Here is a 25,337-nt window from a genome sequence, read left to right on the forward strand (position 1 = left end):
TATCACTCCAGAACGAGAGCGCTTCGAGCGGGGTCGAACCCGATCGCCTGCAGGGATTTGCGGCATTCCTCGGAAGCCGCCTTGAGGGTGACCGAGAGACCGCGCGCCTTGGCGCTGAGCGCGGCGGAATGCAGCAACTGCACCCAGAGGCTTGGGAAAGGACCAGCCTCCGCGCATTCGACGGCGATGCTTTCCTTCTGCTCCAACGCGACCAGCAACTGGTTGCGAAAGGCAGCCGCTTCGGAGCGACCCAGGAAGGGAGGTAGGGAGACGGTGATGACCACGGCGGCGCGACCCATGAATGTGCCGCTGAGCATCGCGCCTCATTGGTAAAAACTTCGCTAACCAGCTCGCGATGCGTCAATCTTTTGGGCGTTTCTAAGGCTCTTTCGGCGCCCGCTGGCAGGCAACGGCTCCTGCCCCCCGCCGTCAGAACATGTTGTTGCTGATCGCGCGCGGCACCAGCGAGATGCTGCCATTCTGCTCCTTGTATTTCCGCGGGACGTTGATGATCCCGGACAGATGGAGCCACAGGTTATTGGGCGAGATCGGCTTGTTGATGATCTCGTGCGCGCCGAGCTTGGCGGCATGGACGACCGAGCGTCGGTCTGGGCGCTCCATCATCACCAGGACCGGGGCCTTGGCGAAGGGCGAGGTCTTGAAGGAGCGGATCGAGGCGAGGCATTTGATGCTGCCGGAATCGGGCAGGTCCCAATCCAGGATCACGATGTTGGGCTGCTTCTGGATGAACATCGTCGCCGCCGAGGACAGGTCGGACGCCTCGAAGATGCGGTGGAGCTGCGCCTGGTACATCATCGTGCGGATGATGCGCCGATAATGCGGGCTCGCATCGATCAGCAGGACGGAGAGATTCGGGAAAGACGGCGCGATATGCATGACGCTTGCTCGATTCACTCACTCAACACGATGACCGCAGCGCAACGGCGCCGGCAGTCGGAACTCACCTACCTCAAACGCTGAGCCCGAAACGGAACCCGCCCCAATGGCGGCCCTTGACCCGGATCGGGGCCGAGAGATCCTCCATCACCAGAAACTGGCCGCCGCCCATGTCGCGCCGATAGGTCTGCAGCAGGAACGGCTTCTGGTTGCGCGCCGCAGCCAAACCGGTGCGATCCGAGAAAATGCGCCGATTGCGGCAATTGGCGTTGTTCCAGACCGGGTCACGCCCCTGGGGATGCGAATATTTCTGGTTATGCGTCGGCAGGAAGCCGTTGCGGTCGACTGCCGCGCAGAACACGATGCGGCGGTTCGAGGCCAGCAGCGGCTCCTGGATCGATGGCAGGATACGGTCGGTCAGGCCGACGAAGCGGGTCATATGCTGCTGCGGGTCCGAACCGGCGATCGGCCGGTAGCCCTCGTCGAACAGATCCGCCATCGTCAATTCGCCGCGCGCCAGCGCCTGCTCGAACAAGGTCCCGATCCGCTCGGCCGTCTCCATCGCGGTCGCGATCAGCTCCGATTGCGCGGTGCGCACGCCAGACGCGGCGATGGCGCCCAGGATGGCCTCGCTGATCGAAACGAGCGCGGCGGTCCGCTGCGCTGCGCGATCGAGGTTCTCGCTCGACTGATCGACGCCGGCGACCAACGCCGTCAGATCCTCGCCGACCTTGGCGCAGGCGGCGGCGTTCTCGCGCGTCGGGTTCGAGATCGCGTCGATATCGCCGATCAGCTCGACCACCGAACGGCCGAAACTATCGAGCTCGCCGACCTGCAGCGCGATGCCCTGGCTGCCCTCGCTGGCGCGGCGCGCGGTCTGGGCGTTCTCCTGGCTGCGGTGCGCGAGCTGGTCGACCGATTTGACCAGTATGTCGAGCTGCTTGGCGCTGAGCGCCGTGGCGTCGCGGGTCTGCTCGGCCAGTTGCTTCACGGCAGCCGCGATGACGGCAAAGCCGCGGCCGGCCGTGCCGCTGCGTGCCGCCTCGACCCCTGCATTGACCGACAGAAGCTGGATCTCGCGGGTGATCGACTGGATGGCGTCGCTCGATGCCCTGACCTTGTGGGCGTCGGAGACGGCCTCGGCCAAGGCCTGCGACATCGCCTGCGCGCCTTGCGACAGCGCCTCGATATCCGATTGCGCCGCATTGAGCCCGACCCTGACTGCGCCAGTGACGCGCTCCAGCCCGCTCCGGACCACGGACGCCGTAGCTTGCGCCCCTTCAGCCGCCTGCTGGATGGCGCGGTTGGCGCGCGAGACCTGCTCGACGGAGCTGACGACACGGTGCAATCCCTCGGCCTGCCCCTCGAGCTGGCCCGTCACATCGCCGATGCGGCCGGCGATATCGGTGATTTCGACGCCGAGCTTGCCGAAGCGCTCCGAGATCGCGCGCACGGCATGCGCGGCTCCGGCCTCGTGCTGCGCGTCCTCATCGGCCGGCTCGGGGACCTTCAGGGCGAGCGCATGCATGGCGGGATTGACCTTCGGTCGCGGAATTTCCGCCCAGACCGTAACGAAACGCCGTAAACCCGCCGTTAATGCGGAGAACCGGGCCAGGAGCCATCGCTCACCGCGCCGCCTTGAGGCTACCCAGCGGCTTTGCCGGTAGCAGGATCGTGCCCGAGGCCGCCACGACCAGTACGAGGCCGAGCCAGTCGCTCGGGCTCGGCCGCTCGCCGAGCAGCACGACCGAGCCGAGCACGCCGACCGCGGGAACCATCAGGGTGCCGATACTGGCGATGCCCGCCGGCAACCGTGTGATCACGGTGAACCAGAGGAAATAGGCCAAAGCCTGCGCACCTAGGATGTGGAAGCCCAGGGCCGCTAATGTGCGCGGCGCCAGCATCCTGGGCACGGGCAGCCCCTCGAAGGCGAGCATGCCGAGCGCGGCGACGGCGCCGCCGATCAGGAGCTGCCAGGCGGCCACCGTCAGGGCCGGCGCCGAGACCGGCCAGCGCTTTGTCACAATCGTGCCCAGGGCCCAGCTCAGGGCGGCGATCAGCGCGAACAGCAGGCCCAGGGTCAGCCCGCCACCACGGATCAGCGGCAGCCCCAGCGCTGCCAGTCCGGCGATGCCGAGCGCAAGCCCAAGCAGCTTGCGCCGGTCGAGCGCCTCTCCCAGCCAGAGCCGCGCCAGCAGCGTCGCCCAGATCGGCATGGTGAAGGTCAGGATCGCCGCGCGCGAGGTCGGCGCCATCAATTGCGCGAAGGCGAGCAGGACGTTGAAGGCGGCAATCGAAAGGAAGCCCGCCAGCAGCAAACGCGGCCATTCCGGGCGCCGCACGCGCAGCGATTGGCCGCGCAAAACTGCAACGACGACCAGCGTTAGCCCGGCGAAGGTCATACCACCGGCGCGAAGCGTCCAGGGCGCGATCTCGCTGAGCGATATCCTGACGGCGGGCCAGTTGAAGCCCCAGAGCAGGCCGAGCAAGGGAACGAGAAGGAGCGTGCGCGCGTTAGTCGAACTCATGCCACGATTATGGCAGAGACGCGGTGCCGGCCGTCATGCGAAGTCGTCTGATTCCTGTGCAGAAAAAGCAGCAGATGAGGTGTTCTTGAAAGCCGCCAGCACCGCAATTTTTTGAACGCCCCCCTCTGCATCCGCAGAACTGTTGCGTGCATAACGTAAAGGCAAGGCCGAGCCAGCAAGCCAATCGGCCTATGGAGGATGTCATGACCAACGCGACTTCGTTTTCCCGCCGCTCGCTGCTTGGATTCGGCGCGGCCGCCATCGCTGTCTCGACCGCTCCCAGGGTCTGGGCCCAGGCCGCAGCGCCGGCGGCTCCGGCAGGCCCCTTCTCATTGCCCAAGCGCGCTTATGAGGCCAACGCGCTCGAGCCGAATATCGATGCCACGACGATGGACATTCACTACACCCGCCACCACGCCGCCTATGTCGCCGGCCTCAATGCCGTTGCCAAGGACCACGGCGTCGTCGCCTCGACACCGCTGCAGAAATTGCTCGGCGACATCGGCTCGGTTCCGGAAGCTGCCCGCACCGCAATCCGCAACGCCGGCGGCGGCCATGCCAACCACACCATGTTCTGGGAGGTCATGGGTCCGAATGCGGGCGGCGCGCCGACCGGCGACGTCGCGGCCGCGATCACCAAGGACCTTGGCGGCTTCGACAAGTTCAAGGCCGATTTCGAGGCCGCGGGCCTGCGCGTATTCGGCTCAGGCTGGGTCTTCGTCACCGTCGGTGCCGACGGCAAGCTCGCTTTGCTCGCCAAGCCGAACCAGGACAGCCCGCTGATGGACAAGCATATGGTCCTGCTCGGCAACGACGTCTGGGAGCACGCCTATTACCTGAAGTATCAGAACCGCCGCGCCGACTACCTGAAGAGCTGGTGGAACGTGGTCAACTGGGCCAAGGTCAATGAGCGCTATGCCGCCGCCAAGGCGGGCAAGCTGACCATCTGAGCGCGCACCGGTTTCCGACATCCCCACGCCCGGCCGAAAGGCCGGGCATTTTTCTGTCCGGGCTCCGGCTCCTCCCCGCTAAACAGCGCCATGCCCCTTGCGCATCGGCGCGGAGGTCTCTAATCTAGAATTATTCTAAACTAGAGATCTCACATGCTCTCGCGCTTCTCCCTGCCCGGCCTCACCGGCAAACGCCGCTTCGACGATCTGTCGGAGAAGGAAATCCTGGCGCTGGCGATTTCCTCCGAGGAGGAGGATGGCCGCATCTATGCCATCTACGCGCAGAAGCTGCGCGGCGACTATGCCGCCTCGGCTGCGATCTTCGACGGCATGGCGGAGGAGGAGGACGAGCACCGCAGACGGCTGATCGACCTCTACCAGCATCGTTTCGGCGACGTCATCCTGCCGATCCGCCGCGAGCATGTGTCCGATTTCTACACACGCAAGCCGGTCTGGCTGGTCGAGAATCTCGGCCTCGACCGCATGCGGGAAGAGGCGGAGGACATGGAGCGTCAGGCCCGCGACTTCTATGTCGCGGCGGCCGGGCGTTCGAGCGATATCGATACCCGCAAGCTGCTCGGCGAATTGGCGGCAGCCGAAGCCAAGCATGAGACCAGGGCGCAAGACCTGACCGCAACGCATCTCGGCGGCGAGGCCCGCGCCGACGAGGATATGGCCGCCAAGCGCCAGTTCATCCTGACCTGGGTCCAGCCCGGCCTTGCCGGGCTGATGGACGGCTCCGTCTCGACGCTCGCCCCGATCTTCGCCACCGCCTTTGCGACCCAGAATCCCTGGACCACCTTCCTGATCGGCCTCTCGGCCTCAGTCGGCGCCGGCATCTCGATGGGCTTCACCGAAGCGGCTCATGACGACGGCAAGATCTCGGGCCGCGGTGCACCCTGGAAGCGCGGTCTGGCCTCGGGCGTGATGACGGCGCTCGGCGGCCTTGGCCACGCTTTGCCCTATCTGATCCCGCATTTCTGGACCGCCACGTCGATCGCGCTGGTCGTCGTCTTCGTCGAGCTCTGGGCCATCGTCTGGATCCAGAACCGCTTCATGGAAACGCCCTTCCTACGCGCCGCCTTCCAGGTCGTGCTCGGCGGCGGGCTCGTGCTGGCGGCGGGGATATTAATCGGCGGGGCGTAAGGCAGGCCAGCATCACCTCCGTCATTCCGGGTTCGCGCCTTTGGCGCGCCCCGGAATGACCGATCAGAGCTCCGGCGCCTTCGCCACGCACACCGCAGCCAGCTGCAGCGCATAAGCCGCGCGCAGGCACACATCCTCGCGCCAGGGCGCGGCGATCACCTGTACGCCGATCGGCAATCCCGCGCCGAACACCGGCACGGCCGCGACGGGTAGGCCGACGCAGGAGATCGGCTGGGTGAACAGGCCGAGATTGGGCCGCAGCGGCACGGTCTCGCCGCGCAAGCTCAGTGTCTTCTGGCCGATTTCCGGCGCCGGACAAGGCGTCGCCGGGGCAATGATCAGGTCGACATCGGCGAAGACCCGCATCATCTCGTCATGGAACCAGCGCCGCGCCGCTTGCGCCTGGATGTACCAGGCCGCCGGCTGCATCGCTCCGGCGAGGAAGCGGTCACGCGTCTCGGGATCGAAGTCATCGGCCCGCGCTCGCAAGCGATCGAGATGGAAGGCGGCGCTCTCGGCATTGGTGATCAGGAAGGCCGCGGCGCGGGCGATGCCTGCCCCTTCAAGCACCAGATTCCGCGTCGCGCCAAGCGCTCCGGCCACCGCCTTCACCGCCGCATCGGCCTCCGGCATGCCGTCGGTCGCGAAATACCCGCCGGCCACCGCGATGCGTAAGCCCGAGACACCATGCGTCAATGTCGGCAGCACCGGTTCGACCACCCGTTGCGCGCAGGCGCGATCATGCGCGTCGCCTCCCAGCATCGCGTCATAGGCCATGGCGAGATCGGTCACGTCGCGGGCAAAGGGGCCGAGATGGTCGAGCGAGTCGCAGAACGGAAAGCTGCGCGTGCGCGGCAGGCGGCCATAAGTGGGTTTAAGCCCGAAGACACCGCAGAGTGAACTCGGCACGCGGATCGAGCCATTGGTGTCCGAGCCCAGCGATAGCGGAGCGAGCCCCGCCGCCGTTGCGGAACCGGAGCCTGACGACGAGCCGCCAGCCATCCGCGCAAGATCATGCGGATTGCGGCAAGCGCCGTCATGGGCGTTCTCGCCGGTGAAGTCATAGGCGTACTCGCCCATGTTGAGCCCGCCCACGAGCACTGAGCCGGCCGCGCTCAACCGCTCGATCAGCACGGCGTCGCGCGGCGCCGGCGCGCGTTCGCGATTGATCTTGGAACCAGCCCGCGTCGGCAGGCCCTCAATGTCGAAGAGATTCTTGGCTGCGAAGGGTACGCCCGCCAGAGGCCCCAGCGTCTTGCCCGCAATGCGCGCCGCGTCGATGCTACGCGCCCGCCCCAAAGCCCGCTCAGCGGTGACGTCGGTAAAGGCGTTGACCTGCGGATTGATCCTCGCGATCCGGTCGAGGAAGCCAGTGACGACGGCCTCGGCCGAGATCGCGCCATCCCTGATCTGCGCCGCGATCAGATGAGCCGGCGTGAAGGCATCGAAACTCACGCAGGCTCTCCGTCACTGGTCCGGCCCGGCCGGAACACCGGCGCGAGCTCGAAGGAGGCGTCGTCGAACGGAGCCGCGTGCAGGATCTCCGACATCAGATACGCGACACCAAGGAACTGCAACACGCCGGGGCGCTGCTCCTCCGTGATCGTCAGACCCAGCGCCGGGGCCATCGCGTCGAGATGGCGTGCGGCGTCGAAGGCAGGTTTCATCTGGCTCATTCAGCCGGTTCCAATACGCCCTGCGCTTCGGAGATCATGGGCTTGGGCGCCTCGGCCCCGACCAGCGAGCGCGAGCAGAGATAGAGGAAGCCCGCCACCATCGCATAGGCGAGGCTGATCGAGGGCGTCACACCGAGCCCCTTGCCGATGCCGATCGCCTCGCCATGCATCAGCCCGAAATAGGTGAGGATGGCGCCTGCTGCCGCGAACGCCGCCGCGTGTAAAAACTGCTTCTCGATGACGAAGACGGCGATAGCGCCGAGCACGAGACCCGACAGGATCGCGCCGCCGCCCATCAGTTCGAGGCCATGATAGAGCACGCCCATATTCGCCATCTTGTCGATGCCGACCGCCGCTGCATTGGTGCCGGCGGCCCCAAGCGCTCCGTCGATCAGCACCTTGGCCCAGGCGGCGAGATGCGGCGTCAGCGCCAAAACGATCGCCGGCGCATGGCTCACCGGCGTGGTCTGGAAGGCCTGCGCGCCGATCAGCATGCCGATATAGAGCAGGATCGGCGAGATCGCGACGATCGGGATCAGCGCCAGCAAGAGCGCGATGACCCCGAACCAGCACAGCACAACGACGATCAGCCCGGTCGCGGCGGAATAGCCGATGCGCCCGCCCATCGCCTTCCAGCCGGGATGGCCGATATAGACCGCGTTGATGAAGGGGTTGCCCATCAGGCAGCCGATCAGGCTGACGATGCCGTCGGCCGTCAGCACCCGCGTCGTCGGGTAATGGTCGCCCGCCGCCTCCGCGCTCTCGACATTGTCCATCGCCTCGACGAGATCGTAGATGCCGAAGGGGATCGCGGTGACGAGGATGACGCCGAGATAGCTGAAGCCCGAGAAGACGTGGTCAACCGCCGGCAGCGGCAGCGAGAAGCCGAAGGTCGAGAAGGCCGCGCCGAGCTTGGCAAGGCTCAGGCCACCGACATCGAGCCCCAGCAGCGCCGAACCCCAGGCGATGACCATGCCGAAAGCGATGGCGACAAGCCCCGCCGGAATGCCCCTGGGATAGCGCACGCCGCCGAACCAGCTCACCAGGATGATCGCAAGGCAAGTGAGCCCGATCGTCGGCGTCAGGAAGATCTCCAGCGCCGGACGCATCGAGATGAAGGCGATCGAGACGCCAGCCAGCGTGCCGAGCAGCGCCGCGCGCGGCGTGATCTTGCGGATATAGGGCGCGATGAAGCCGCCGATCATCAGGATGAAGCTCTGGAAGAAGACCCAGACGAGCCCCGCCTCCCAACCCTTGACCGGATCGCCGGTCATCGAGGCGATCGGCAGCATGATCACGAAGGTGACGACGAACATATGCGGCACGCTGATACCCGAGGGCAGCGCGCAGACATCGTCGCGGCCGGTCTTCTTCGCCAGCTTGTAAGCGAGCCATGCATAATAGCCGGTCGAGAGGGCCATCATCAGCCCAAGCGCTGGCAGGATACGCCCGAAGACGATCTCGCCCGGCATCTTCAGCACAAATTGCAGCAGGCCGGTCAACACCAGCAGATTGACCAGGATATTGGTGCCGAAGCCGAACAGGGCGTTCCAGTCGCCCGGCGTCCAGAGTTTCGGTGAGGTCGTCGCCGCGGTCGCCGTCGCCATATCCCCCTCCTATGTTGCGTTCAGGCAGCGCGCTTGGCAGCATCGAGCGCTGCCAGCACCTCGCCTGTCGTGGAAACCCAGCCGAAAATCCCGCCCTGGGCCGCGATCATCGCTAAGCCCACCTCGTGGAATTCCGGGAAATAGGAGGCGCAGGCGTCGCCGAGCACGAGGCAGCGATAGCCTCGATCATTCGCCTCGCGCACCGTGGTGTGGACGCAGACCTCAGTCGTCACGCCGGTGACGAGCAGCGTCTCGATGCCGCGATTGCGCAACATGAGATCGAGATCGGTCTGGTAGAAGGCACCTTTGCCGGGCTTGTCGATCACCGGTTCACCGGCCAGGGGCGCGAGCGCCGGAACGATGTCATGGCCGGGCTCGCCCCGGATCAGGATGCGCCCCATCGGGCCTGCCGCGCCGATGCGCTTCTTCGGATCGCCGCGCAAAACCTTGGCCGGCGGTGCATCCGACAGATCCGGCCTGTGCCCCTCGCGGGTATGGATCACCAGCATGCCGGCTTCGCGCGCTCCGGCCAGGACGGCTTGGCAGGGTCTGACAGCCGCGACGAGCAGCGAGACATCATTGCCGAGCGCTGCCCCGAACCCACCCGGCTCCAGGAAATCGCGCTGCATGTCGATGATCACGAGCGCGGTGCGCGCGAAATCAACGCTGAGCGGAAAAGGCTGGGCTGGAATCTCGGACCGGCTCACCGAAAACGCTCCCGTCACTGGCGAACGGAACGGGCTTTGCAAGGGCTATGCCTGAAAGCGAACGAGCCTGACCGACCGACCCTCCGCCGAGAGAGATAGTCATAAGGTTTTGGAATCAGATGGAAATCAGAACCGCCATTTCACCGAAACCAAAATTCCCCCCAAAAGCCGGGGCAGACGTCGGAGCTGCCTATCGCGGACGTGCATAATCTTTGTATGCATTAAGCGGATAACTGCCTGTTTTATAGCCCTTCATCGAGAGACCCAGCCGTGCCGACACTGAGCGCCCTCCTTGCCGACCATCTCGACGGCAGCGTCACGATCGCCCAGACGATCGCCGCCAGCTATGCGCGCCACCGCGGCCATGGCGACGCAGCCATCTTCGTCAGCCTGCGGCCCGAGGCCGAGGCTCTAAGGGAGGCGCAACGCCTCCAGGCCGAGGGTCCGCGCGGCCGCAAGCTCTGGGGCGTGCCGGTTGCGGTAAAGGACAATATCGACGTCGCCGGCTTGGCCACCACGGCGGCCTGCCCGGCCTTCGCCTATATGCCGATCGCGGACGCCAGCGCCGTAGCGCGGCTGCGTGCGCAGGGTGCGATCATCATCGGCAAGACCAATCTCGACCAGTTCGCTACCGGGCTGAACGGCACACGCTCGCCCTATGGCGTGCCGCGCAACGCCCTACGCGCCGATCTGGTTCCCGGCGGCTCCAGCTCGGGGTCGGCCAGCGCGGTCGCGGCCGGCATCGTCCCGGTTGCGCTGGGCACGGACACGGCAGGCTCGGGCCGCGTGCCCGCCGGCCTGCAGAACCTCGTCGGCCTGAAGCCCAGCCTCGGCCTCGTGCCGACAGCCGGCGTCGTGCCCGCCTGCCGCACGCTCGATTGCGTCTCCATCTTCGCCTTGACGACCGACGACGCCTTCTTGGTACTGGAGGTGATCGCGGGGCCGGATATCACCGATCCTTTTTCCCGCCCTGTCCCTCTCGGCCAGCCGGGCGCGATCCCGCCGCAGTTCAAGCTCGGCATTCCAGGGCCCGCCGATCTCGATTTCGACGGCGATGCCGAGGCCGCGAAAAGCTTCGCGCTGGCAGTCGAACGCGCTCGCTCGCTCGGCGCGACGATCGTGCCGCTCGACATGACACCGTTCTACGACACTGCCCGCCTGCTCTATGACGGCCCCTGGGTCGCGGAACGCTTTCTCGCAATCCGCGACCTGCTGGCGCGTGACGCCGAGGCGATCCTGCCGGTGATCCGGCAGGTCATCGCCGGCAAGCCTCTGCCGGACGCAGCCGATACCTTCGCCGCGCGCTACAAGCTGGCTGAACTCGCACTGGCTGCGAAGAGGGCCCTGAACGGCGTCGACGCGATGATGGTGCCGACAGCACCACGCCCGGTCACGCTGGCGCAGATGGCGGCAGACCCCATCGGCCAGAACTCCATGCTCGGCCGCTACACCAATTTCGTGAACCTGCTCGACATGTGCGCGCTCGCCGTGCCGGTGAGCCTGACCGAAGATGGCACGGCAGCGGGCGTCACCTTCATCGCGCCAAGCGGCCATGACGCGGGGCTGGCCGGCCTCGGCCGCGCCTTCCATGCCGCATCCGGCCTGACCTTGGGCGCGACGGGCACAAACGCGCCGGCGCTGGCGGCGCGGCCCATCGCCCCTGCGCCCAGCACGATCGAGATCGCCGTCGTCGGCGCGCATCTTTCCGGCATGCCGTTGAACGGCGAATTGACCACGCTCGGAGCAAGCTTCCTGCGCGCAACGACGACCACGGCCGATTACCGCCTCTTCGCCCTCCCCGGCGGACCGCCGGCCCGGCCCGGCCTGGTGCGCGTTGCACCCGGCCAGGGCGCGATGGTCACACTCGAAGTCTGGGCGCTGCCAGCGGAAGGTTTTGGCCGCTTCGTCGCCGGCATCCCCTCCCCGCTCGGCATCGGCACGCTCGCTTTGGCGGATGGTACGCGGGTGAAGGGCTTCCTCTGCGAGGCCATCGCCACGGAAGGTGCGCGCGACGTCACGGAATATGGCGGCTGGCGGGCTTATGTCTCGGCGCAGGTGAGCCCAGCGTAAGCCTCACCGCGCCTCGGCATAGCTGCTGAAGGCATCGCGCACGATGCCGATATGGGCCCGCATCGCCTCACTCGCGCTGGCCTGATCGCCGCGCAGGATCGCCTGCACGATCATCTCGTGCTCTTGGTAGGAGCCACCCAGCCGCCCGGTGGCGCGGAACTGTGCCCGGCGAAACGGCGCGACGCGCGCCCTAGTCATCAAGGTGAGCTCGGCGAGATAGCCATTATGCGTGCCGGCATAGATCGCGGCGTGGAAGGCCTCATTGGTCTCGTGATAGCGCGCAGGGTCGCCCTCATGGACGAGCGTGCGCAAGGCGTGGTGCAGCGCTTCGAGCCCGCGCCGCTCCGGCACCGTCATGTTGCGGGCAGCAAGCCCGGCGCAGAGCCCTTCGAGCTCCGCCATGACCTCGAACATGTCGTGGAGCTGGCTCGGCGTCGGCAGCGCCACCACCGCGCCGCGATGCGGCCTGACGCTGACCAGCCCCGAGCTCGAGAGCTGGCGGATTGCCTCCCGGACCGGCGTGCGCGAGACGCCGAAACGCGCGGCGAGCTCCTGCTCATCGAGCGGCGTGCCGGGCTCGAGCGCGCCCGAGACGATCTCGTCGGCGATCTGGAGCCGCAAGCTTTCCGTGCGCGTGCGCGGCGGGGCTGCGGGCTTAAGTCCAACGGCGGCGGCGCGGCGAGGCGGCATGGATCAGGACCGGGAATTCAGCGGAAGCGCAGCCACCTGCTTAGCAGGCCAGAGCGTGAGGGTCATGGCGCAACGCAACCGGGCGTCATTCCGCGATCACGCTGACATGGGCGCTGACGACCCGCCAGCCTTCCGGGAACTTGACCCAAGTCTGGCTTTGCCGCCCGATCTTGCCGGGCATGCTGTCGCGCCGGAACAGCGTGTTGGCCGTGGCCATGGCATCGCCGTAAGCAGTGACGACGGTGCGCTCGATCGTGCGCATCACCCCCACCGGCGAGCGGGCCGCACGGAAGGCCGCGATTTCGGCATAGCCGTAGAGATTTTCGCCGACGCCGTAGCGCAATGTCTGCGGGCTGTCCTTGAACAGTGCATCCAGCGTCGCAACGTCATTGGTCGTCAGCGCCGTCTCATAAGCGGCAAACGCGGCCTCGACTTCGGCAAGCACGGCGGGGTCGTTGATCTTCACTCGTTTCCTCCAAATTACTGTCATTCCGGGGCTTCGCAACGCGAAGAACCCGGAACCCACGACCGGGTGAGCTTTGGGGGCAGGAATGGATCGCCCGGTCGTGGGTTCCGGGTTCGCGGCTTTGCCGCGCCCCGCAATGACATGGGTTGGCATCACATCGGCGGATGCGGAATCGCGGTCAGCAATTCCCTTGTGTACGCCGCCTGCGGATTGCCCAACACCGCCTCGGCTGTGCCCTCCTCGACGATCGCGCCGGTCTTCATCACGATGACCCGGTCGCAGAGCAGCCGCACCACGTTGAGATCATGCGAGACGAAGAGATAGCTCATGCCGAGCCGCCCCTTCAGCTCCTCCAGCAGGTTCAGCACCACCGCCTGCACGGAGACATCGAGCGCCGCCGTCGGCTCGTCCAGGATGACGAGATCGGGGTCGAGCGCGATGGCGCGCGCGATGCCGACCCGCGCCTTTTGCCCGCCTGAGAGCTGATGCGGAAAGCGGTCGATCAGTTCGACCGGCAGGCCGACGAGCCGCGCCAGCTCCTCGCAGCGGGCGCGCAGGGCATCGCGACCCGAAATCCCGCCCATGCGCAGGATCGGGTCGGCAATCGCCCGCTCGGCGGTGAAGCGCGGGTTCAGGCTGTCGGTCGGGTCCTGGAACACCATCTGGATGCGCCGGCGCATTGGCGAGACCGCGAAGGATTTGGCCGGGATCGCGCCGATATCGGCGCCGTCGAAGACGATGCGCCCGCCGCTGGGGTCGATCAGTCGCGTGATCATCATCGAGGTCGTCGACTTGCCGCAGCCGGACTCGCCGACGAGGCCGAGCGTCTCGCCCCTGGCGAGCGTGAAGCTGATGCCGTCGACCGCGCGGAAGGCGGCTTTCTCCGGCTCCACCTTGCCCGTGAACTTGGCGAGGAAGCTGCCCGCCGAAGGGCGCGGATACGCCTTGACCAGGTTTTCGACCCGCATCAGCGGCTCGGCCCCCGCGGGCGTGACCTGCGGCGCCTTCGCCTCGGCAGGCGGCCCCTTTGGCGCATCCGGCAACAGATCGGCAAGCGACATGCCAATGCGTGGCGTCGCCTGCATCAGCTTGCGCGTATAGGGGTGCTGCGGATTGCGGAAGATATCGGCGGCGGCGGCCGTCTCCACCACCTTGCCCTTCTCCATCACCACGACCCGGTCGCAATAAGCCGCCGCCAACCCGAGATCATGGGTGATCAGGATGGTCGACATGCCACGCTCGCGCGTGAGTTCGACGATCAGATCCATCACCGCCTTCTGCGTCGTCACGTCGAGACCCGTCGTCGGCTCGTCGGCGATCAGCAATTGCGGCTGGCAGGCGAGCGCAAGCGCGATCACCACGCGCTGGCACATGCCGCCGGAGAGCTCGAAGGGATAGGCATCGTAACGCTCCTCGGGGCGGGCGATCTTGACCTTGGTCAGGGCCTCGATCGCCTTCTCTCTGGCGGTCGCGCGCGTCGCCTGGACATGCTGGAGCAACACGTCCTCGATCTGCCGGCCGACCTTGCGGATCGGGTTCAGCGCTGCGCGCGGGTTCTGGAAGATCATCGAGATCTCGCGCCCGCGCAGATCGCGCATCTGCGCCTCGTCAGCCGTGACGAGGTCGATGCCGGAGAACGAGATCGCGCCCTCGGCGACACGGCCTGCCCGGTCGAGGATGCGCACCACGGCATAAGAGGTCACCGACTTGCCCGAGCCGGACTCGCCGACGATCGCGACCGTCTCGCCCTTGGCGACCTGGATGTCGATCGACTTGACGGCCTGGACGGCGCCGCGGCGCGTGGCGAATTCGACGGTGAGGTTCTTGATGTCGAGGAGGGGCGGAGAGGTCATGCCAGAGCCTCCCCGTCATTCCGGGGCGACGCACAGCGTCGAGCCCGGAACCCAGAATCGCAGGTTACAAAAGACAGGACGCGACGGTCATGACTGCTGGAGTTCGACCTGCGGTTCTGGGTTCCGGGCTCTCGCTGCGCGAGCCCCGGAATGACGGAGAGGTTCATGAGCGTACCCATCAATTCCTCCGCTGCGGATCGACGAGATCGCGCACCCCGTCGCCGAGCAAGTTGAAGCAGAACACCGCGATCATCAGGGCCAAGCCCGGAAAGAAGGCTATCCACCATTCCCCGGAGACGATGAAGCTCGCCCCTTCCGCGACCATGATGCCCCATTCAGGCGTCGGCGGGCGTACGCCCAAGCCGATGAAGGAGAGGCCGGCCGCGTTCAGGATGGCATAGCCCATGGTCAGCGACATCTGCACCGCCATGATCGGCATGATGTTGGGCAGGATTTGCGTCAGCAACAGCCTCCAGTCGGAATTGCCGGAGAGCCGCGCCGCCTGCACGAAACCGGCCTCGCGGCGGACATTCGCCTCCGCGCGTGCGACGCGGGCATAGAGCGGGAAATTGATGATCGCCGTCGCCAGCACGATATTGGTGACGCTGTTGCCAAGCGCCGCGACGATACCCATCGCCAGCACGAAGAGCGGGAATGCCATGATCGTGTCGGCGATCCGCCCGACCAGCTTGTCGACCCAGCCGCCGAAGAAGCCGGCCATGACGCCGGCAAGCCCGCCAAGCACGAAGACGAGCGCGACCGAGAACACCGCGATCGAGAAATCGAGCCTGGTCGCTGCGATGACGCGGCTGAAGATGTCGCGGCCGAGTTGGTCCGTGCCGAACCAGTGCGCACGGCTTGGCGCCTGCAGCGCCGCATTGGTGTTCGAGGCCAGAGGATCATAAGGCACGATCGAGGGGCCGATCAGCGCCGCCAGCAGGATCAGCGCAAACAGCCCGAAGGCGAGCCCCGTCACCGGGTTCTCCGTCACGATATAGCGCGCATGCGCCCACAGACTGGTCGAGGGCGGCGCCTCGAAGCGCAATACCGGTGAAGACTTGGCCGGCAAAGACTCCGCCGACAGGGCTTCGCCGGGAGCGGGCTCGGGTTCTTTTTTGAGGATTTGGGACATGTCGTTCACGGCCTCAACCCTCCAGCCTGACGCGGGGATCGATGACGCCGTAGAGCACGTCGATCATGAGGTTCAGCGCGACATACATCACCGCCATGGTCAGCACGAACCCCTGGATCGGGGCGTAGTCCGAGGCGATCAGCGCCTCGACCGCATAGGAGCCGATGCCTGGCCAGGCAAACACCTTCTCGACCAGCACATTGGCACCGAGCAGGAAGGAGAACACCATGCCGAGCGTCGTCACCACCGGCAGCATCGCGTTGCGGAAGGCATAGGTTCCGATGACCTTGCCATTGGTCAGGCCGCTGGCGCGCGCCGTGCGGACGAAATCGGCGCCGAGCACCGCCAGCATCGAGGCCCGCGTCATCCGGGTGATCGGTGCGAGCGAGAAGATGGCGAGCGTCACGGCCGGCAAGATGAGCTGCGAGAAGGCAGCGCGAAAACCCTCAAGATCGCGCGCAAGCAGCATGTCGATCAGCAGGAAACCGGTGACGCCAGGTGGCTCGGAAGCGAAGACGTCGAGCCGCCCAAGTGGCGCCGGAGACCAGCCAAGCAGGAAGTAGAAAACATAGACCAGCAAGAGCCCGGTGAAGAACACCGGCAACGAGACGCCCGCCGTCGCGACGATCCGGCAGAGATGGTCGATCCAGGAGCCCTGCTTCACCGCCGCCAGCACGCCCAACGGCAGCGCCACCGCCATGGCGAGAATGAGCCCCGCCAGCGTGAGCTCGGCCGAGGCCGGCAGCCTCGCGGCGATGTCCCTGGTCACCGGCTGGCCGGTCGTCAGCGACTGGCCGAGATCCCCCTTCAGCAATGCCGTGACATAGGAGACGAATTGCACCGGCAGCGGCTGGTCGAGACCGAGCTTGCCGCGGATCTCGGCGATGGCCTGAGGCGACGCCGCGGGGCCGGCGAAATAGGCGGCAGTGTCGCCCGGCAGGACCCGCGTCAGCAGGAAGGTGACGATGATCACGCCGATGATCGACGGAATGGTCGTCATAAGGCGCTGGCCTATCATTTTGAGCATGGCTTGGCCTCCTTCAACAGGTTCGGGAACCGCGTCGTCATTCTCGGGCGCAGCGAAGCGCAGACCCGAGAATCTCAGTCAGGAGATGCTCGGGTCTGGCCCGAGCATGACGAACGGGCCGCTCACCCCTTCGTCAGGTAGCGGAAATCCGGCTCGCGGCAGGGCTGGAACTGATAGCCGCCGATCGACTTCTGCATGGCGACGTCATGGGTCGGCTGGGCGATCGGCACCATCGGCACCTCGACGTTCACCAGCTTGATGAACTCGACGACGCTCTTGTCGTAGGTCGCCTTGTCGGCAGTGAAGCGGGCCTCGTCGACCAGCTTGTCCAGCGCCGGGTTCTGGTAGGCGGCGATGTTGAAGATCGAATTGTTGCCGTGCATCGTCCAGAACAGATAATAGTCGGGATAGTCGAGCCAGCCGGCAAAGCGGTTGAGGACCATCGGATTGGTCTTCTTCTGGATTTCGCCGCGGAAGTTGGCGCCAGGCACCTTCGAAATCTCGACATTGATGCCGATGGTTGCGAGCGCCTCCTTGATCAGCACCGACATCGGCTCGGCCACCGTCGCATTGCCGGCATCGAACAGCAGCGTGGTCGAGAAGCCGCCGCCGGCTGCATCGACCAGCGCCTTCGCCTTGGCGACGTCGGTCTTGTAGGGGAAGGGCTGCGGCCAGGCGACCTTGGGCGTCTCCGGCCCGCCGGACATGTCGACGCCGCGGCCGAACAGCGAGGCCTGCAGCATCTTCTCATAGGGCATCACCCAGGCAACCGCCTGGCGCAGGCGGACATCCTTGAACGGCCCGACCTGCGTGTTGAGATAGCAGCCCCAGACGCCGTTGGGGATCGGCACGCCGACGACATTGACCTTGCCGGCGTCAGCCAGATCCTTGAAGTCCTTCGGCGGCAGACCGTAGGAGATGTCAGCGTCGCCACGCTCGATCAGGGCCCGGCGGGTCGAGGGCGAGGCGATGTCGCGCGCGATGATGCGGCGCAGGCTCGGCAGCTTGCCGCAGGTCCAGGCGTCGTTGCGGACATAGATGGTCTCGACGCCGGGCTTCCAGCTCTCGACCTTGTAGGCGCCGGAGCCTGCGATGTTGTTCTTGAGATAGTCCTTGGCCCAGGGGTCGTCGCCGCCATTCTTGATGGCGAGCTCGGAGTCGAACACGAAGGGAATGGTGACGGCCAGGTTCGGCAGCGTCATCTTGTCCTTGCGGATGAAATCGATGCGCAGCGTCTTGTCGTCGACCACGACGAATTGCTCGGGTTTCTCCAGCGAGCCGGCATTCATCTGCGTTGTAGCGAAGCCCCCGATCGAGACCGCGCGGTCCAGCGACCATTTGACGTCCTTGGCGGTGACCTTGCGCCCGGAATGGAAGGTGGCGTCGCGTAGCTTGAAGGTGCAGCTCATGCCGTCCGGGGCAAGCTGCCAGCTTTCCGCCAATTCGCCTTCGAGTTCGCCCATCGCGATCGTATTGCCGCCGCCGCCCGGAATCGGCACCGGCTTGAAGCGCAGCAGCCGATCATAGCAGTTCAGCGCCACGCCATTGACCGGCTGCGACGAGCCGATGCCCTGCATGTCCAGGCTGTTGGGGCCGTATTCCTGCACCAGCAGCAGCGTCTCGCTGCGGCTCGGCGCCTGGGCCTGGGCAGCGCCGCCACGGGCGAAAGGCAGGCTGAGGCCGGCAGCGATGGCAGTGCGGCGTGTGATTGTCATGGAACGATCCCTCGATGCGCGGACAGGCTGGCATGCGCCAGCAGCCCTGGAGTGGCGCCGGCGGTGGAAAGATGCCCCTGTCATGCACAGAGCGTGCCGCCCCAGATCTCCAACGAAAGCGCGGCGCCGACAGCCACATCCGGCCTCGCACGGCGGCGCCACAGCGCGGCAGAAGCCGATTTTCCCCGCAATTACTGCGCTTTCGCGCCAGAAGCGGCGTCTCAGTTCTCGATCGACGGCGCTTGCCGAATGAAGCGCATCAATGCACGCTGCGGCAGGCTCTTGGCCAGATTACATGCATCTTGTATGCACGATGGCAATTTCAGCCTATTTCATAAGCAATTTATCCAACTGCCCGCATCGAAGACACGGTTGGACGGCGTTACCGGTCGCAGACTCTACCGCTCGAGGATATGCGCGCCGCCGTGTACGGAGAGCCGGACGCGCGCGCCCGGCAGAGGCAGATCGCGGCCCGGCGAGCGGACGAGGACGCGTATCCGCGCCTCCTCGAATCCGACCCCTACGGTGATGGCGCAGAGCGCCCCGCCGAACTCGACCTCCTCGACCTCGCCATGACAGGCGGCAGTCTCCTCGGGGCCGGTCGCGGCTGGCGAGAGGCTGATCTGCTCCGGCCGCAGCATGATCTCGCCGGGGCCGCGCCGCTCGCCGGTCTCGGCCGGAATGCGCCCGAGCACGCAATCGACGAAGCCCTCGCCCAATTGCGCCTGCAGCATGGTCGCATCGCCAAGGAAGAGCGCGGTCTCGCGGTCCTTCGGCTGCCAGTAGAGTGCGCCCGGCGCACCGACCTGCATCAGCCGCCCTCCCCGCAGCACCGCGACCTGATCGGCGAAGGACAATGCCTCGGCCTGATCATGCGTCACCATGATCGCGGTGGTGCCGGCCTGGCGCAGCACCCGCATCACCGATTTACGCACCGCCTCGCGCAAACCCGTATCCAGCGCCGAGAACGGCTCGTCGAGCAGCATCAGTGCCGGGCGGCGCGCCAGCGCCCGGGCCAACGCCACGCGCTGCTGCTGGCCGCCGGAAAGTTCATGGGGGCGCCGGTGCAGCATGACACGATCGAGCTCGACCATCTCCATCAACTCGTTGATGCGCTGGTCGCGCTCCGGGTCACCGGCCTCGATCCCGAAGCCGATATTTTCGGCCACGCTCAGATGCGGGAACAGCGCCCCGTCCTGCGGCACATAGCCGATGCCGCGCAGATGCGCCGGCGCGATCAATGGTCCGTCCGCCAGCACCTGGCCGTTCAGTGTCACGCGGCCGGCATCGGGCGCGTCGAAACCGGCGATGATGCGCAGCAGCGTGGTCTTGCCGGAGCCGGAAGGGCCGACGATCGCCGTACGGCTACGCGCCGGCACGGTGAGATCAACGCCATCCAGCGCGATCTGTGGACCGTAGCGCTTGCTCAGGCCGGTAACGTCGAGAAGGCTCACTGTCCGGCTACCCGTCGCGATTGCGCGTGCAGGAGCGCCGTCAGAGGCAGGGACAATGCGATCATCAGCGCCGCATAAGGCGCGGCTGCCGCATAGTCGAGCTCATTCGTCAGCGCCCAGAACTCGGTCGCGAGCGTGCGCGTGCCATTAGGCGCGAGCATCAGTGTCGCCGTCAATTCGGTGGTGACCCCCATGGCGACGAGCGCCATGCAGGCGGCCACGCCCGGTGCCGCAAGCCGCATCGTCACCGAGAAGATCGCGCCTATCGGCCTGCGTCCGAGCGCGATCGCGGCGCGCTCCAGCTCGACTGGCACCTGCGCGATGCCTGCGCGCAGGCCTACCAGCGCGCGCGGCAGGAACATCAAACCATAGGCGAGCAGCACGGTCGCGACCGTCTGGTAAAGCGGCAAGGCGACCCTGACCGTGATCGTGACCAAGGCGAGTGCGACCACGACGCCGGGCAAGGCGCCGACATAGTAATGGCAGCCTTCCAGAACCCTCTGCAGCCGGCCCGGCGCGCGCACCGAAAGCCAGGCCATCGGGATCGCCGCAAGCGTCGTCGCCAGCGCTCCGCCGGCGGCATAGAGCAAGGTCTCGCCGAAGGCCGAGGCCAGCTCCCGCGCCTGCCAGATCTCGCTGCCGCCGGCGATGAGCCAGCGGCCGAGCGCATAGACTGGGACGCCGAGCGCAAGCCCGCTCAGCGCGAGCGGCAGGAGCATGGAAACCCAGCGCGCCCGGCCAAGACGGCGGCGCGAGGTCGGGCGCGGCGCGCCCGACCCGACCCGGGCATAGCGCGCATCGCCCCGGATCAGCAGCTCGAGCCCGAGCAAGCCGAGGCAGGAGAGCACGAGCACGCCCGCCAGCATGTTCGCGGCCGGCCCATTATAGCTCGACTGGAACTGGTCGACGATCGCGGTGGTGAAGGTGTCGAAGCGGATCATCGCGTAGAGGCCGTATTCGGCGAGCAGATGCAGGCCGATCAGTAAGGAGCCGCCGCAAAGCGCGATCCGCAATTGCGGCAGCACGACACGCAGGAACACCCGCCAGGGCGTGAGCCCCAGCGAAGCGGCGGCATCGTCCATCGCCGGGTCGAGGCGGCGCAATTGGGCCGCGACCGGCAGATAGAGAAACGGCAGATAGGCCAGAACCGAGACGAAAACCGCGGCAAAAAGCCCGTGCATCCCCGGCGCGACGCCGACCCAGGCATAGGACTGCACGAAGGCCGGGATTGCCAGCGGCGCGACCGCGAGCCAGGACCAGAGCCGCGCGCCCGGCACGTCGCTGCGTTCAGTCAGCCAGGCGAGCGCCACCGCCAGCACGATGCAGGGCGGCAGGGTCAGCACTTCGAGCAGCGCGGTATTGACCAGCAATTCGCCGACGCGCGCACGGAAGATCAGGGCCGACGCCGTCTCCCAGCCGGTCTGGGCCGTGATCCAGAGGATGAAACCGAGCGGCAGCAGCGCGACGAGCGAAACCAGCGCCGCCAGCCCGAACAGGGATTTGGCCGCGAGTTGCCGAACGCGGCGCAGCGGCAAGGGCTGCGTCGCGATGACGGGATAGGCTCGCAAGGGCTGCGCCTGCACAGACATGAACGCTATCGAACCAGCTAAAAGAAGAAGCGGGGCGACGGCGCGACACGAGTCACGCCATCGCCCCTTATAACCGAGACCTCAAAGCAGCCCCGCCGCCGTCATCAATTCGGAGACCTTCTTGCTGTCGAGCTTGGAAGGCTCGACCTTCGGCGCCTGCAATTGTGCGATCGGCTCCAGCTTCGGGTTCGATTCAGCACCCGTGGCGATGGCGTATTCGAAGCTGTCGCCGTCCCGCAGCACGGCCTGGCCGCGCTTGCCGGTCATCCATTTCACGAAGGCCTCGGCCTGCTCCTTATGCTTGCTCGAAGCCAGCACGCCGGCGCCGGACGTGCTGAGGAAGGCGCCCGGATCCCCATTGCGGAAATAGTGCAGCCGGACATTGCTGCTGTTCTCGCCCGTCTTCGCCTGATCGCCGAAATAATAATAATGGTAGATCACCGCGCCATCGACTTCGCCGGCATTGACCGCCTTCATGGCAACGCTGTTACCGCGATAGGCGGTGGAGTTCGCCTTCATCGCCTTGAGCCACTCAGTCGTGACCTTCTCGCCCTTGAGCTCGAGCAGCGCTCCGACGATCGCCTGGAAGTCGGCGCCCGAGGGCGAAGCGGCCCAATGACCCTTCCACTTCGCGTCCGCGAGATCGAGCAGCGACTTCGGCAGGTCGGCCTCCTTCAGCTTGCGCGTGTCATAGGCGAAGACGGTGCTGCGCGCGGCGACGCCGACCCAGCGCCCGCTCGCCGGCTGGAAATTCGCCGGCACCTGCGCCAGCACGTCCTTGGGCAAGGCTTCGAACAGCCCGGCCTTCTCGACCAGCACCATCGCGGGCGAATTCTCAGTGACGAAGACGTCGGCGGGCGAAGCCGCACCTTCCTGGACGATCTGGTTGGCGAGTTCGGTGTCGCCGCCCTTGCGGATCGTCACCTGGATACCGGTTTCCTTGGTGAAACCGTCGGCCCAGGCCTTGGTCAGGCTTTCATGCTGCGCATTATAGACCGTAATGCCCTCATCGGCAGCGCGTGCCGCGTGCGACGCACCGGACAGGATCAAGGCGAGCACGGCGGCGCGCATCAGGGAAGACGGCATCAATGTCATGACAACCTCTGCAACTCCGGTCCTTCAGGGGAGGCGGACCAAGTATCGAGGCTTAGATTCCCGCAGCCGGAAGCTGTCAATTTCTATGTTTTTTCCTTATAATAATTACAAACTAGGACAAACACGCGCGCGAATTCGTGATTTGACCGGAAAAAGGCGCAAAACGCGCATCAAGCGATGGCGCTGTCTCAATTTCCTACGCGCCGTCATCCCGCGCGAGCAGAGCTGCGGCCCCGGCATCCATCGTGGAGCTCCGGAGGCCTTCAAAAGAAGCGGATGGAGGGACGCCTCCGCATCGTCCAGACCTCGCTCATCGTGCCAGACCTCGTCTTCACGGCCGCCTTCCGCTGGCATTGATGGGGGCTTGGCCCGGCCTAGCCGAGTTCGCCCAGGAGGTCGCGCGTCAGTTCGGGGTCCAGCCTGGCGCCTGACCGGGATCGCCCACCGGCTCAGATCGCCCGCGCCGGCCGGCCCTTTGCCGCGGGAGCGCGGAGCATCGCTTGGTTCTTCGTGGTCGCAGCGATGGCGACCTCCTCGGCAAAGGCCCGGATCAATGGCAAACGCCGCGACACCTTCGGCCAGAGCAATCCGATAGAGCGGAAAGGCGCGTCCGCGATGGCGATCTTGCGGACGGCAACACCCTGGGGCCAGGGCGGCAGCCAGTCGGGGATCAGGGAGACCCCAAGCCCCCGGTCGACCAGCACCGTGATCGCCTCGAGCGAATCCAGCTCATATTGCTCGCGCGGGCGGATGCGCTGCGCGCGCAGGAACTGATCGACCGTGCGCCCGCCCCAATGGTTCCGGTCGTAACGGATGAAGGGCTCGTTCTTCAGGATGACGACCGGATCGTGCTCCGTGGTCCATCTCGGCGCGATGACCAGGAGCGGCTCCTGCCGCAGCAGCAGCCAATCGAGCGTTTTCGGGAGGTTGAAGTTCGGCTTGATGGCGATCACGGCATCGAGCGTGCCATCGAGCACCCGCGGATAGAGATCCGTCGAGGTGCCGGGCAGGATATAGAGTTCGATCCTGGGCCGGTCGCGCTTCAGCGCCAGCAGGATGTCGGGCAGCAGGCCGCTCAGCACCGTATGAATCACCCCGATCCTGAGCAGGCCGACATCGAGCGGGCCGGACGCCGCCGCCTTGATGTCGCCGGCCGCGCTGACGACCAGGCGCGCATCGGCGAGGATCGCGGCGCAGGCCGCGGTCGGTCCCATCGCATTGCCGGAGCGCTGGATCAGCGGCGAGCCGATCTCATCCTCCAGCGCCTTGATCCGCTGGACGACCGCCGATGGCGTCACGTTCAGCAGGCGCGCGGTCTGCGTCAGCGATCCCGTCTCCACCACCGTCAACAGGGTCTGGAGGAAACGTGTCTCCATTTGCAGATTCTCTTAAAACCGAAAGCGAGAGAACACATCTTTCATTTTGGTACGGGGCCGTCAAACTAGGCCGCTCCCACCTGCCGTTCAGACCGGTGCACCACTAGGGCGTCCTGGAATTTTTACGATATTTCTCAAACCCTTGCTGGCATATCGCGGCCCGCCAGCGCTTCTGTAAGTGCGGCTTATGGCGGTCGATCCCGATGCTAGATTGGACGGGCTGACGCAACGATGCGCCAATCGGACCACGAGGGGCAGGAAGGGACCGTGAGCACGATGAATCAAAGCCGTTCGCAGCGACAGTCTTAAGCCCCAACGATGCCGCTGCCGCGCAGGCGATCCAGCTGACCCACCGCGATGGCGCTGCTCGGGCTCAATCTGATCGACGGCTGCGTCGACGCTTGCGCGCCGGGCGAACCGCTATGTCCAACCCCCACCCATGAAAGCGACTTTTAGCATGGCCACCAATGCCCAGATCATCGAAATCCTGTCGAAGGTGACGACCGCCACCCTCACCACGATCCTGCTCAAGAAGGGGCTCCGCAACGTCTGGATCCGCGGCACCAAGCCGCTGCGGCCCGGCCAGCCGCGCCTCGTCGGGCGCGCCTTCACCTTGCGCTTCGTGCCGGCCCGTGAGGATCTCGCTACGCCGGAATCCTGGTCCTCGCCGAAATCGACCCGCGCCGCGATCGAGGCGATGCCGGATGGCTGCATCGCTGTGGTCGACGCCATGGGCGTCACCGATGCCGGCATCTTCGGCGACATCCTCTGCGCCCGCATGGCGAAGAAGGGCGTGGCGGCGCTGATTTCCGACGGCGTGGTGCGCGATGTCGCCGGCGTGCTCGCCACCGGCCTGCCCGTCTGGTGCCAGGGCGCGGCGGCTCCCCCCTCCGTCGCGGGACTGACCTTCGTCAACTGGCAGGAGCCGATCGCCTGCGGCGGCGTCGCCATTTACCCCGACGACATCATCGTGGTCGATGACGATGGCGCGGTCCTGATCCCCGCCGCCCTGATCGACGCCGTGCTCGAAGCCGCGCCCGAACAGGAGCGTCTGGAAGCCTGGATCATGCAGGAGGTCGAGGCCGGTGCCGCTCTGCCGGGACTCTATCCGCCCAACGCCGAGAACAAGGCCCGCTACGGGGCCAGCAAGGCCAAGATCTGAGACCTCGAACGAAGGGTGGCGCCGGTCGCCGCCCGCCGTGCTGCCTCAAGCCCGGATCACATAGTCCTTGCGGGTCGTCTCGATGACGTCCCAGGCCCCCTTGAAGCCGGCGCGCAGGACGACGCTGTCGCCTGCCTTGACCGTGTGAGCTTCGCCGCTCTCCTCACGACGGAGAGGCCGGACAAGATCCGGCAGTT

General features: G+C 66.2%; 22 protein-coding genes and 1 pseudogene. 4 read left to right on the top strand and 19 right to left on the bottom strand.

Annotated features, from left to right (window positions below; genetic code table 11):
- Positions 1-2: 2 nt before the first annotated feature.
- The 4 genes from BMZ97_RS06810 to BMZ97_RS06825 form a co-directional block, all read right to left on the bottom strand.
- Entirely contained in the window at positions 3-317 is a 315-nt protein-coding gene (locus tag BMZ97_RS06810; RefSeq protein ID WP_092166988.1) for an STAS domain-containing protein, read from the bottom strand.
- A 112-nt stretch (positions 318-429) separates the two neighbouring features.
- A complete protein-coding gene (locus BMZ97_RS06815) occupies positions 430-897 on the bottom strand; it encodes a response regulator (RefSeq protein ID WP_092166990.1) in 468 nt (155 codons plus the stop codon).
- Positions 898-970: 73 nt separating this feature from the next.
- Positions 971-2,425, bottom strand: a complete 1,455-nt coding sequence (locus tag BMZ97_RS06820) for a methyl-accepting chemotaxis protein (protein WP_092166992.1) — start codon at positions 2,423-2,425, stop codon at positions 971-973.
- A 97-nt stretch (positions 2,426-2,522) separates the two neighbouring features.
- The gene (locus BMZ97_RS06825; RefSeq protein ID WP_092166993.1) at positions 2,523-3,425 is read right to left on the bottom strand and encodes a DMT family transporter; all 903 of its coding nucleotides are present in this window, start codon (positions 3,423-3,425) and stop codon (positions 2,523-2,525) included.
- Between the two features lie 203 nt (positions 3,426-3,628).
- Here BMZ97_RS06825 and BMZ97_RS06830 point away from each other — a divergent pair, with 203 nt between their 5' ends.
- Together BMZ97_RS06830 and mbfA are read left to right on the top strand one after the other, a co-directional pair.
- Positions 3,629-4,375 (top strand): superoxide dismutase, encoded by a 747-nt coding sequence (locus tag BMZ97_RS06830; protein ID WP_092168670.1) that lies wholly within the window; start codon positions 3,629-3,631, stop codon positions 4,373-4,375.
- Between the two features lie 153 nt (positions 4,376-4,528).
- Entirely contained in the window at positions 4,529-5,521 is a 993-nt protein-coding gene (mbfA, locus tag BMZ97_RS06835; protein ID WP_092166995.1) for an iron exporter MbfA, read from the top strand.
- Positions 5,522-5,584: 63 nt separating this feature from the next.
- On the opposite strand, the gene BMZ97_RS06840 is transcribed toward mbfA, so the two are convergent.
- Genes BMZ97_RS06840 through BMZ97_RS06855 form a run of 4 tightly spaced genes read right to left on the bottom strand, consistent with a single transcriptional unit; the run spans position 5,585 to position 9,511 of the window.
- On the bottom strand, positions 5,585-6,946 hold the full coding sequence (locus tag BMZ97_RS06840; RefSeq protein ID WP_244546345.1) for an AtzE family amidohydrolase: 1,362 nt from the start codon (positions 6,944-6,946) through the stop codon (positions 5,585-5,587).
- A 26-nt stretch (positions 6,947-6,972) separates the two neighbouring features.
- Positions 6,973-7,197, bottom strand: coding sequence for a DUF4089 domain-containing protein (locus BMZ97_RS06845; RefSeq protein WP_092166999.1), 225 nt, complete (start codon positions 7,195-7,197; stop codon positions 6,973-6,975).
- Positions 7,194-8,804, bottom strand: coding sequence for a regulator (locus tag BMZ97_RS06850; RefSeq protein WP_092167001.1), 1,611 nt, complete (start codon positions 8,802-8,804; stop codon positions 7,194-7,196). The genes BMZ97_RS06845 and BMZ97_RS06850 overlap by 4 nt, the downstream gene beginning before the upstream one ends.
- Before the next feature lie 20 nt (positions 8,805-8,824).
- Entirely contained in the window at positions 8,825-9,511 is a 687-nt protein-coding gene (locus BMZ97_RS06855; RefSeq protein WP_092167003.1) for a cysteine hydrolase family protein, read from the bottom strand.
- A 270-nt stretch (positions 9,512-9,781) separates the two neighbouring features.
- Between BMZ97_RS06855 and atzF the strand changes: the two genes are divergently transcribed.
- Complete coding sequence (gene atzF, locus BMZ97_RS06860; protein WP_092167005.1) at positions 9,782-11,581, top strand: allophanate hydrolase; 1,800 nt, start codon at positions 9,782-9,784, stop codon at positions 11,579-11,581.
- Between the two features lie 3 nt (positions 11,582-11,584).
- Here the strand turns inward: atzF and BMZ97_RS06865 are convergent, their stop codons facing one another.
- The 10 genes from BMZ97_RS06865 to BMZ97_RS06910 form a co-directional block, all read right to left on the bottom strand.
- The gene (locus BMZ97_RS06865; protein ID WP_092167006.1) at positions 11,585-12,271 is read right to left on the bottom strand and encodes a GntR family transcriptional regulator; all 687 of its coding nucleotides are present in this window, start codon (positions 12,269-12,271) and stop codon (positions 11,585-11,587) included.
- Positions 12,272-12,356: 85 nt separating this feature from the next.
- Entirely contained in the window at positions 12,357-12,737 is a 381-nt protein-coding gene (hpxZ, locus tag BMZ97_RS06870) for an oxalurate catabolism protein HpxZ (RefSeq protein WP_092167008.1), read from the bottom strand.
- 152 nt (positions 12,738-12,889) lie between these two features.
- Positions 12,890-14,590 carry a dipeptide ABC transporter ATP-binding protein gene (locus tag BMZ97_RS06875; protein ID WP_092167010.1) on the bottom strand — a complete coding sequence of 567 codons (1,701 nt, stop codon included), beginning with the start codon at positions 14,588-14,590 and terminating at the stop codon, positions 12,890-12,892.
- Positions 14,591-14,768: 178 nt separating this feature from the next.
- The gene (locus BMZ97_RS06880; protein ID WP_092167012.1) at positions 14,769-15,722 is read right to left on the bottom strand and encodes an ABC transporter permease; all 954 of its coding nucleotides are present in this window, start codon (positions 15,720-15,722) and stop codon (positions 14,769-14,771) included.
- A 13-nt stretch (positions 15,723-15,735) separates the two neighbouring features.
- Positions 15,736-16,749 carry an ABC transporter permease gene (locus tag BMZ97_RS06885; protein ID WP_092167013.1) on the bottom strand — a complete coding sequence of 338 codons (1,014 nt, stop codon included), beginning with the start codon at positions 16,747-16,749 and terminating at the stop codon, positions 15,736-15,738.
- Between the two features lie 122 nt (positions 16,750-16,871).
- Complete coding sequence (locus BMZ97_RS06890; RefSeq protein WP_092167015.1) at positions 16,872-18,464, bottom strand: ABC transporter substrate-binding protein; 1,593 nt, start codon at positions 18,462-18,464, stop codon at positions 16,872-16,874.
- Positions 18,465-18,862: 398 nt separating this feature from the next.
- Positions 18,863-19,918, bottom strand: a complete 1,056-nt coding sequence (locus BMZ97_RS06895) for an ABC transporter ATP-binding protein (protein ID WP_092167017.1) — start codon at positions 19,916-19,918, stop codon at positions 18,863-18,865.
- Positions 19,915-21,507: an ABC transporter permease gene (locus BMZ97_RS06900; protein ID WP_092167018.1), complete on the bottom strand. Its 1,593-nt coding sequence runs from the start codon at positions 21,505-21,507 to the stop codon at positions 19,915-19,917. Before BMZ97_RS06900 ends, BMZ97_RS06895 begins: the two co-directional genes overlap by 4 nt.
- 81 nt (positions 21,508-21,588) lie before the next feature.
- Positions 21,589-22,578, bottom strand: a complete 990-nt coding sequence (locus tag BMZ97_RS06905; protein WP_244546346.1) for an iron ABC transporter substrate-binding protein — start codon at positions 22,576-22,578, stop codon at positions 21,589-21,591.
- Between the two features lie 473 nt (positions 22,579-23,051).
- Positions 23,052-23,978, bottom strand: a complete 927-nt coding sequence (locus BMZ97_RS06910) for a LysR family transcriptional regulator (RefSeq protein ID WP_092167022.1) — start codon at positions 23,976-23,978, stop codon at positions 23,052-23,054.
- Positions 23,979-24,435: 457 nt separating this feature from the next.
- Here BMZ97_RS06910 and BMZ97_RS06915 point away from each other — a divergent pair, with 457 nt between their 5' ends.
- Positions 24,436-25,140: a ribonuclease activity regulator RraA gene (locus tag BMZ97_RS06915; RefSeq protein ID WP_092167023.1), complete on the top strand. Its 705-nt coding sequence runs from the start codon at positions 24,436-24,438 to the stop codon at positions 25,138-25,140.
- A gap of 45 nt (positions 25,141-25,185) precedes the next feature.
- Here BMZ97_RS06915 and BMZ97_RS06920 read toward each other — a convergent pair.
- Positions 25,186-25,334, bottom strand: a pseudogene (locus BMZ97_RS06920) (cupin domain-containing protein); the annotation flags it as partial.
- Positions 25,335-25,337: the final 3 nt, after the last annotated feature.

Origin of the sequence: Allobosea sp. OK403, from assembly GCF_900113835.1 — a bacterium.
GTDB lineage: Bacteria > Pseudomonadota > Alphaproteobacteria > Rhizobiales > Beijerinckiaceae > Allobosea.

Coding starts and splice junctions, on each gene's coding strand:
- BMZ97_RS06810 (WP_092166988.1), bottom strand. CDS start 317: ATGCTCAGCGGCACATTCATGGGTCGCGCCGCCGTGGTCATCACCGTC.
- BMZ97_RS06815 (WP_092166990.1), bottom strand. CDS start 897: ATGCATATCGCGCCGTCTTTCCCGAATCTCTCCGTCCTGCTGATCGAT.
- BMZ97_RS06820 (WP_092166992.1), bottom strand. CDS start 2,425: ATGCATGCGCTCGCCCTGAAGGTCCCCGAGCCGGCCGATGAGGACGCG.
- BMZ97_RS06825 (WP_092166993.1), bottom strand. CDS start 3,425: ATGAGTTCGACTAACGCGCGCACGCTCCTTCTCGTTCCCTTGCTCGGC.
- BMZ97_RS06830 (WP_092168670.1), top strand. CDS start 3,629: ATGACCAACGCGACTTCGTTTTCCCGCCGCTCGCTGCTTGGATTCGGC.
- mbfA (WP_092166995.1), top strand. CDS start 4,529: ATGCTCTCGCGCTTCTCCCTGCCCGGCCTCACCGGCAAACGCCGCTTC.
- BMZ97_RS06845 (WP_092166999.1), bottom strand. CDS start 7,197: ATGAGCCAGATGAAACCTGCCTTCGACGCCGCACGCCATCTCGACGCG.
- BMZ97_RS06850 (WP_092167001.1), bottom strand. CDS start 8,804: ATGGCGACGGCGACCGCGGCGACGACCTCACCGAAACTCTGGACGCCG.
- BMZ97_RS06865 (WP_092167006.1), bottom strand. CDS start 12,271: ATGCCGCCTCGCCGCGCCGCCGCCGTTGGACTTAAGCCCGCAGCCCCG.
- BMZ97_RS06875 (WP_092167010.1), bottom strand. CDS start 14,590: ATGACCTCTCCGCCCCTCCTCGACATCAAGAACCTCACCGTCGAATTC.
- BMZ97_RS06880 (WP_092167012.1), bottom strand. CDS start 15,722: ATGTCCCAAATCCTCAAAAAAGAACCCGAGCCCGCTCCCGGCGAAGCC.
- BMZ97_RS06885 (WP_092167013.1), bottom strand. CDS start 16,749: ATGCTCAAAATGATAGGCCAGCGCCTTATGACGACCATTCCGTCGATC.
- BMZ97_RS06890 (WP_092167015.1), bottom strand. CDS start 18,464: ATGACAATCACACGCCGCACTGCCATCGCTGCCGGCCTCAGCCTGCCT.
- BMZ97_RS06900 (WP_092167018.1), bottom strand. CDS start 21,507: ATGTCTGTGCAGGCGCAGCCCTTGCGAGCCTATCCCGTCATCGCGACG.
- BMZ97_RS06905 (WP_244546346.1), bottom strand. CDS start 22,578: ATGCGCGCCGCCGTGCTCGCCTTGATCCTGTCCGGTGCGTCGCACGCG.
- BMZ97_RS06910 (WP_092167022.1), bottom strand. CDS start 23,978: ATGGAGACACGTTTCCTCCAGACCCTGTTGACGGTGGTGGAGACGGGA.
- BMZ97_RS06915 (WP_092167023.1), top strand. CDS start 24,436: ATGGCCACCAATGCCCAGATCATCGAAATCCTGTCGAAGGTGACGACC.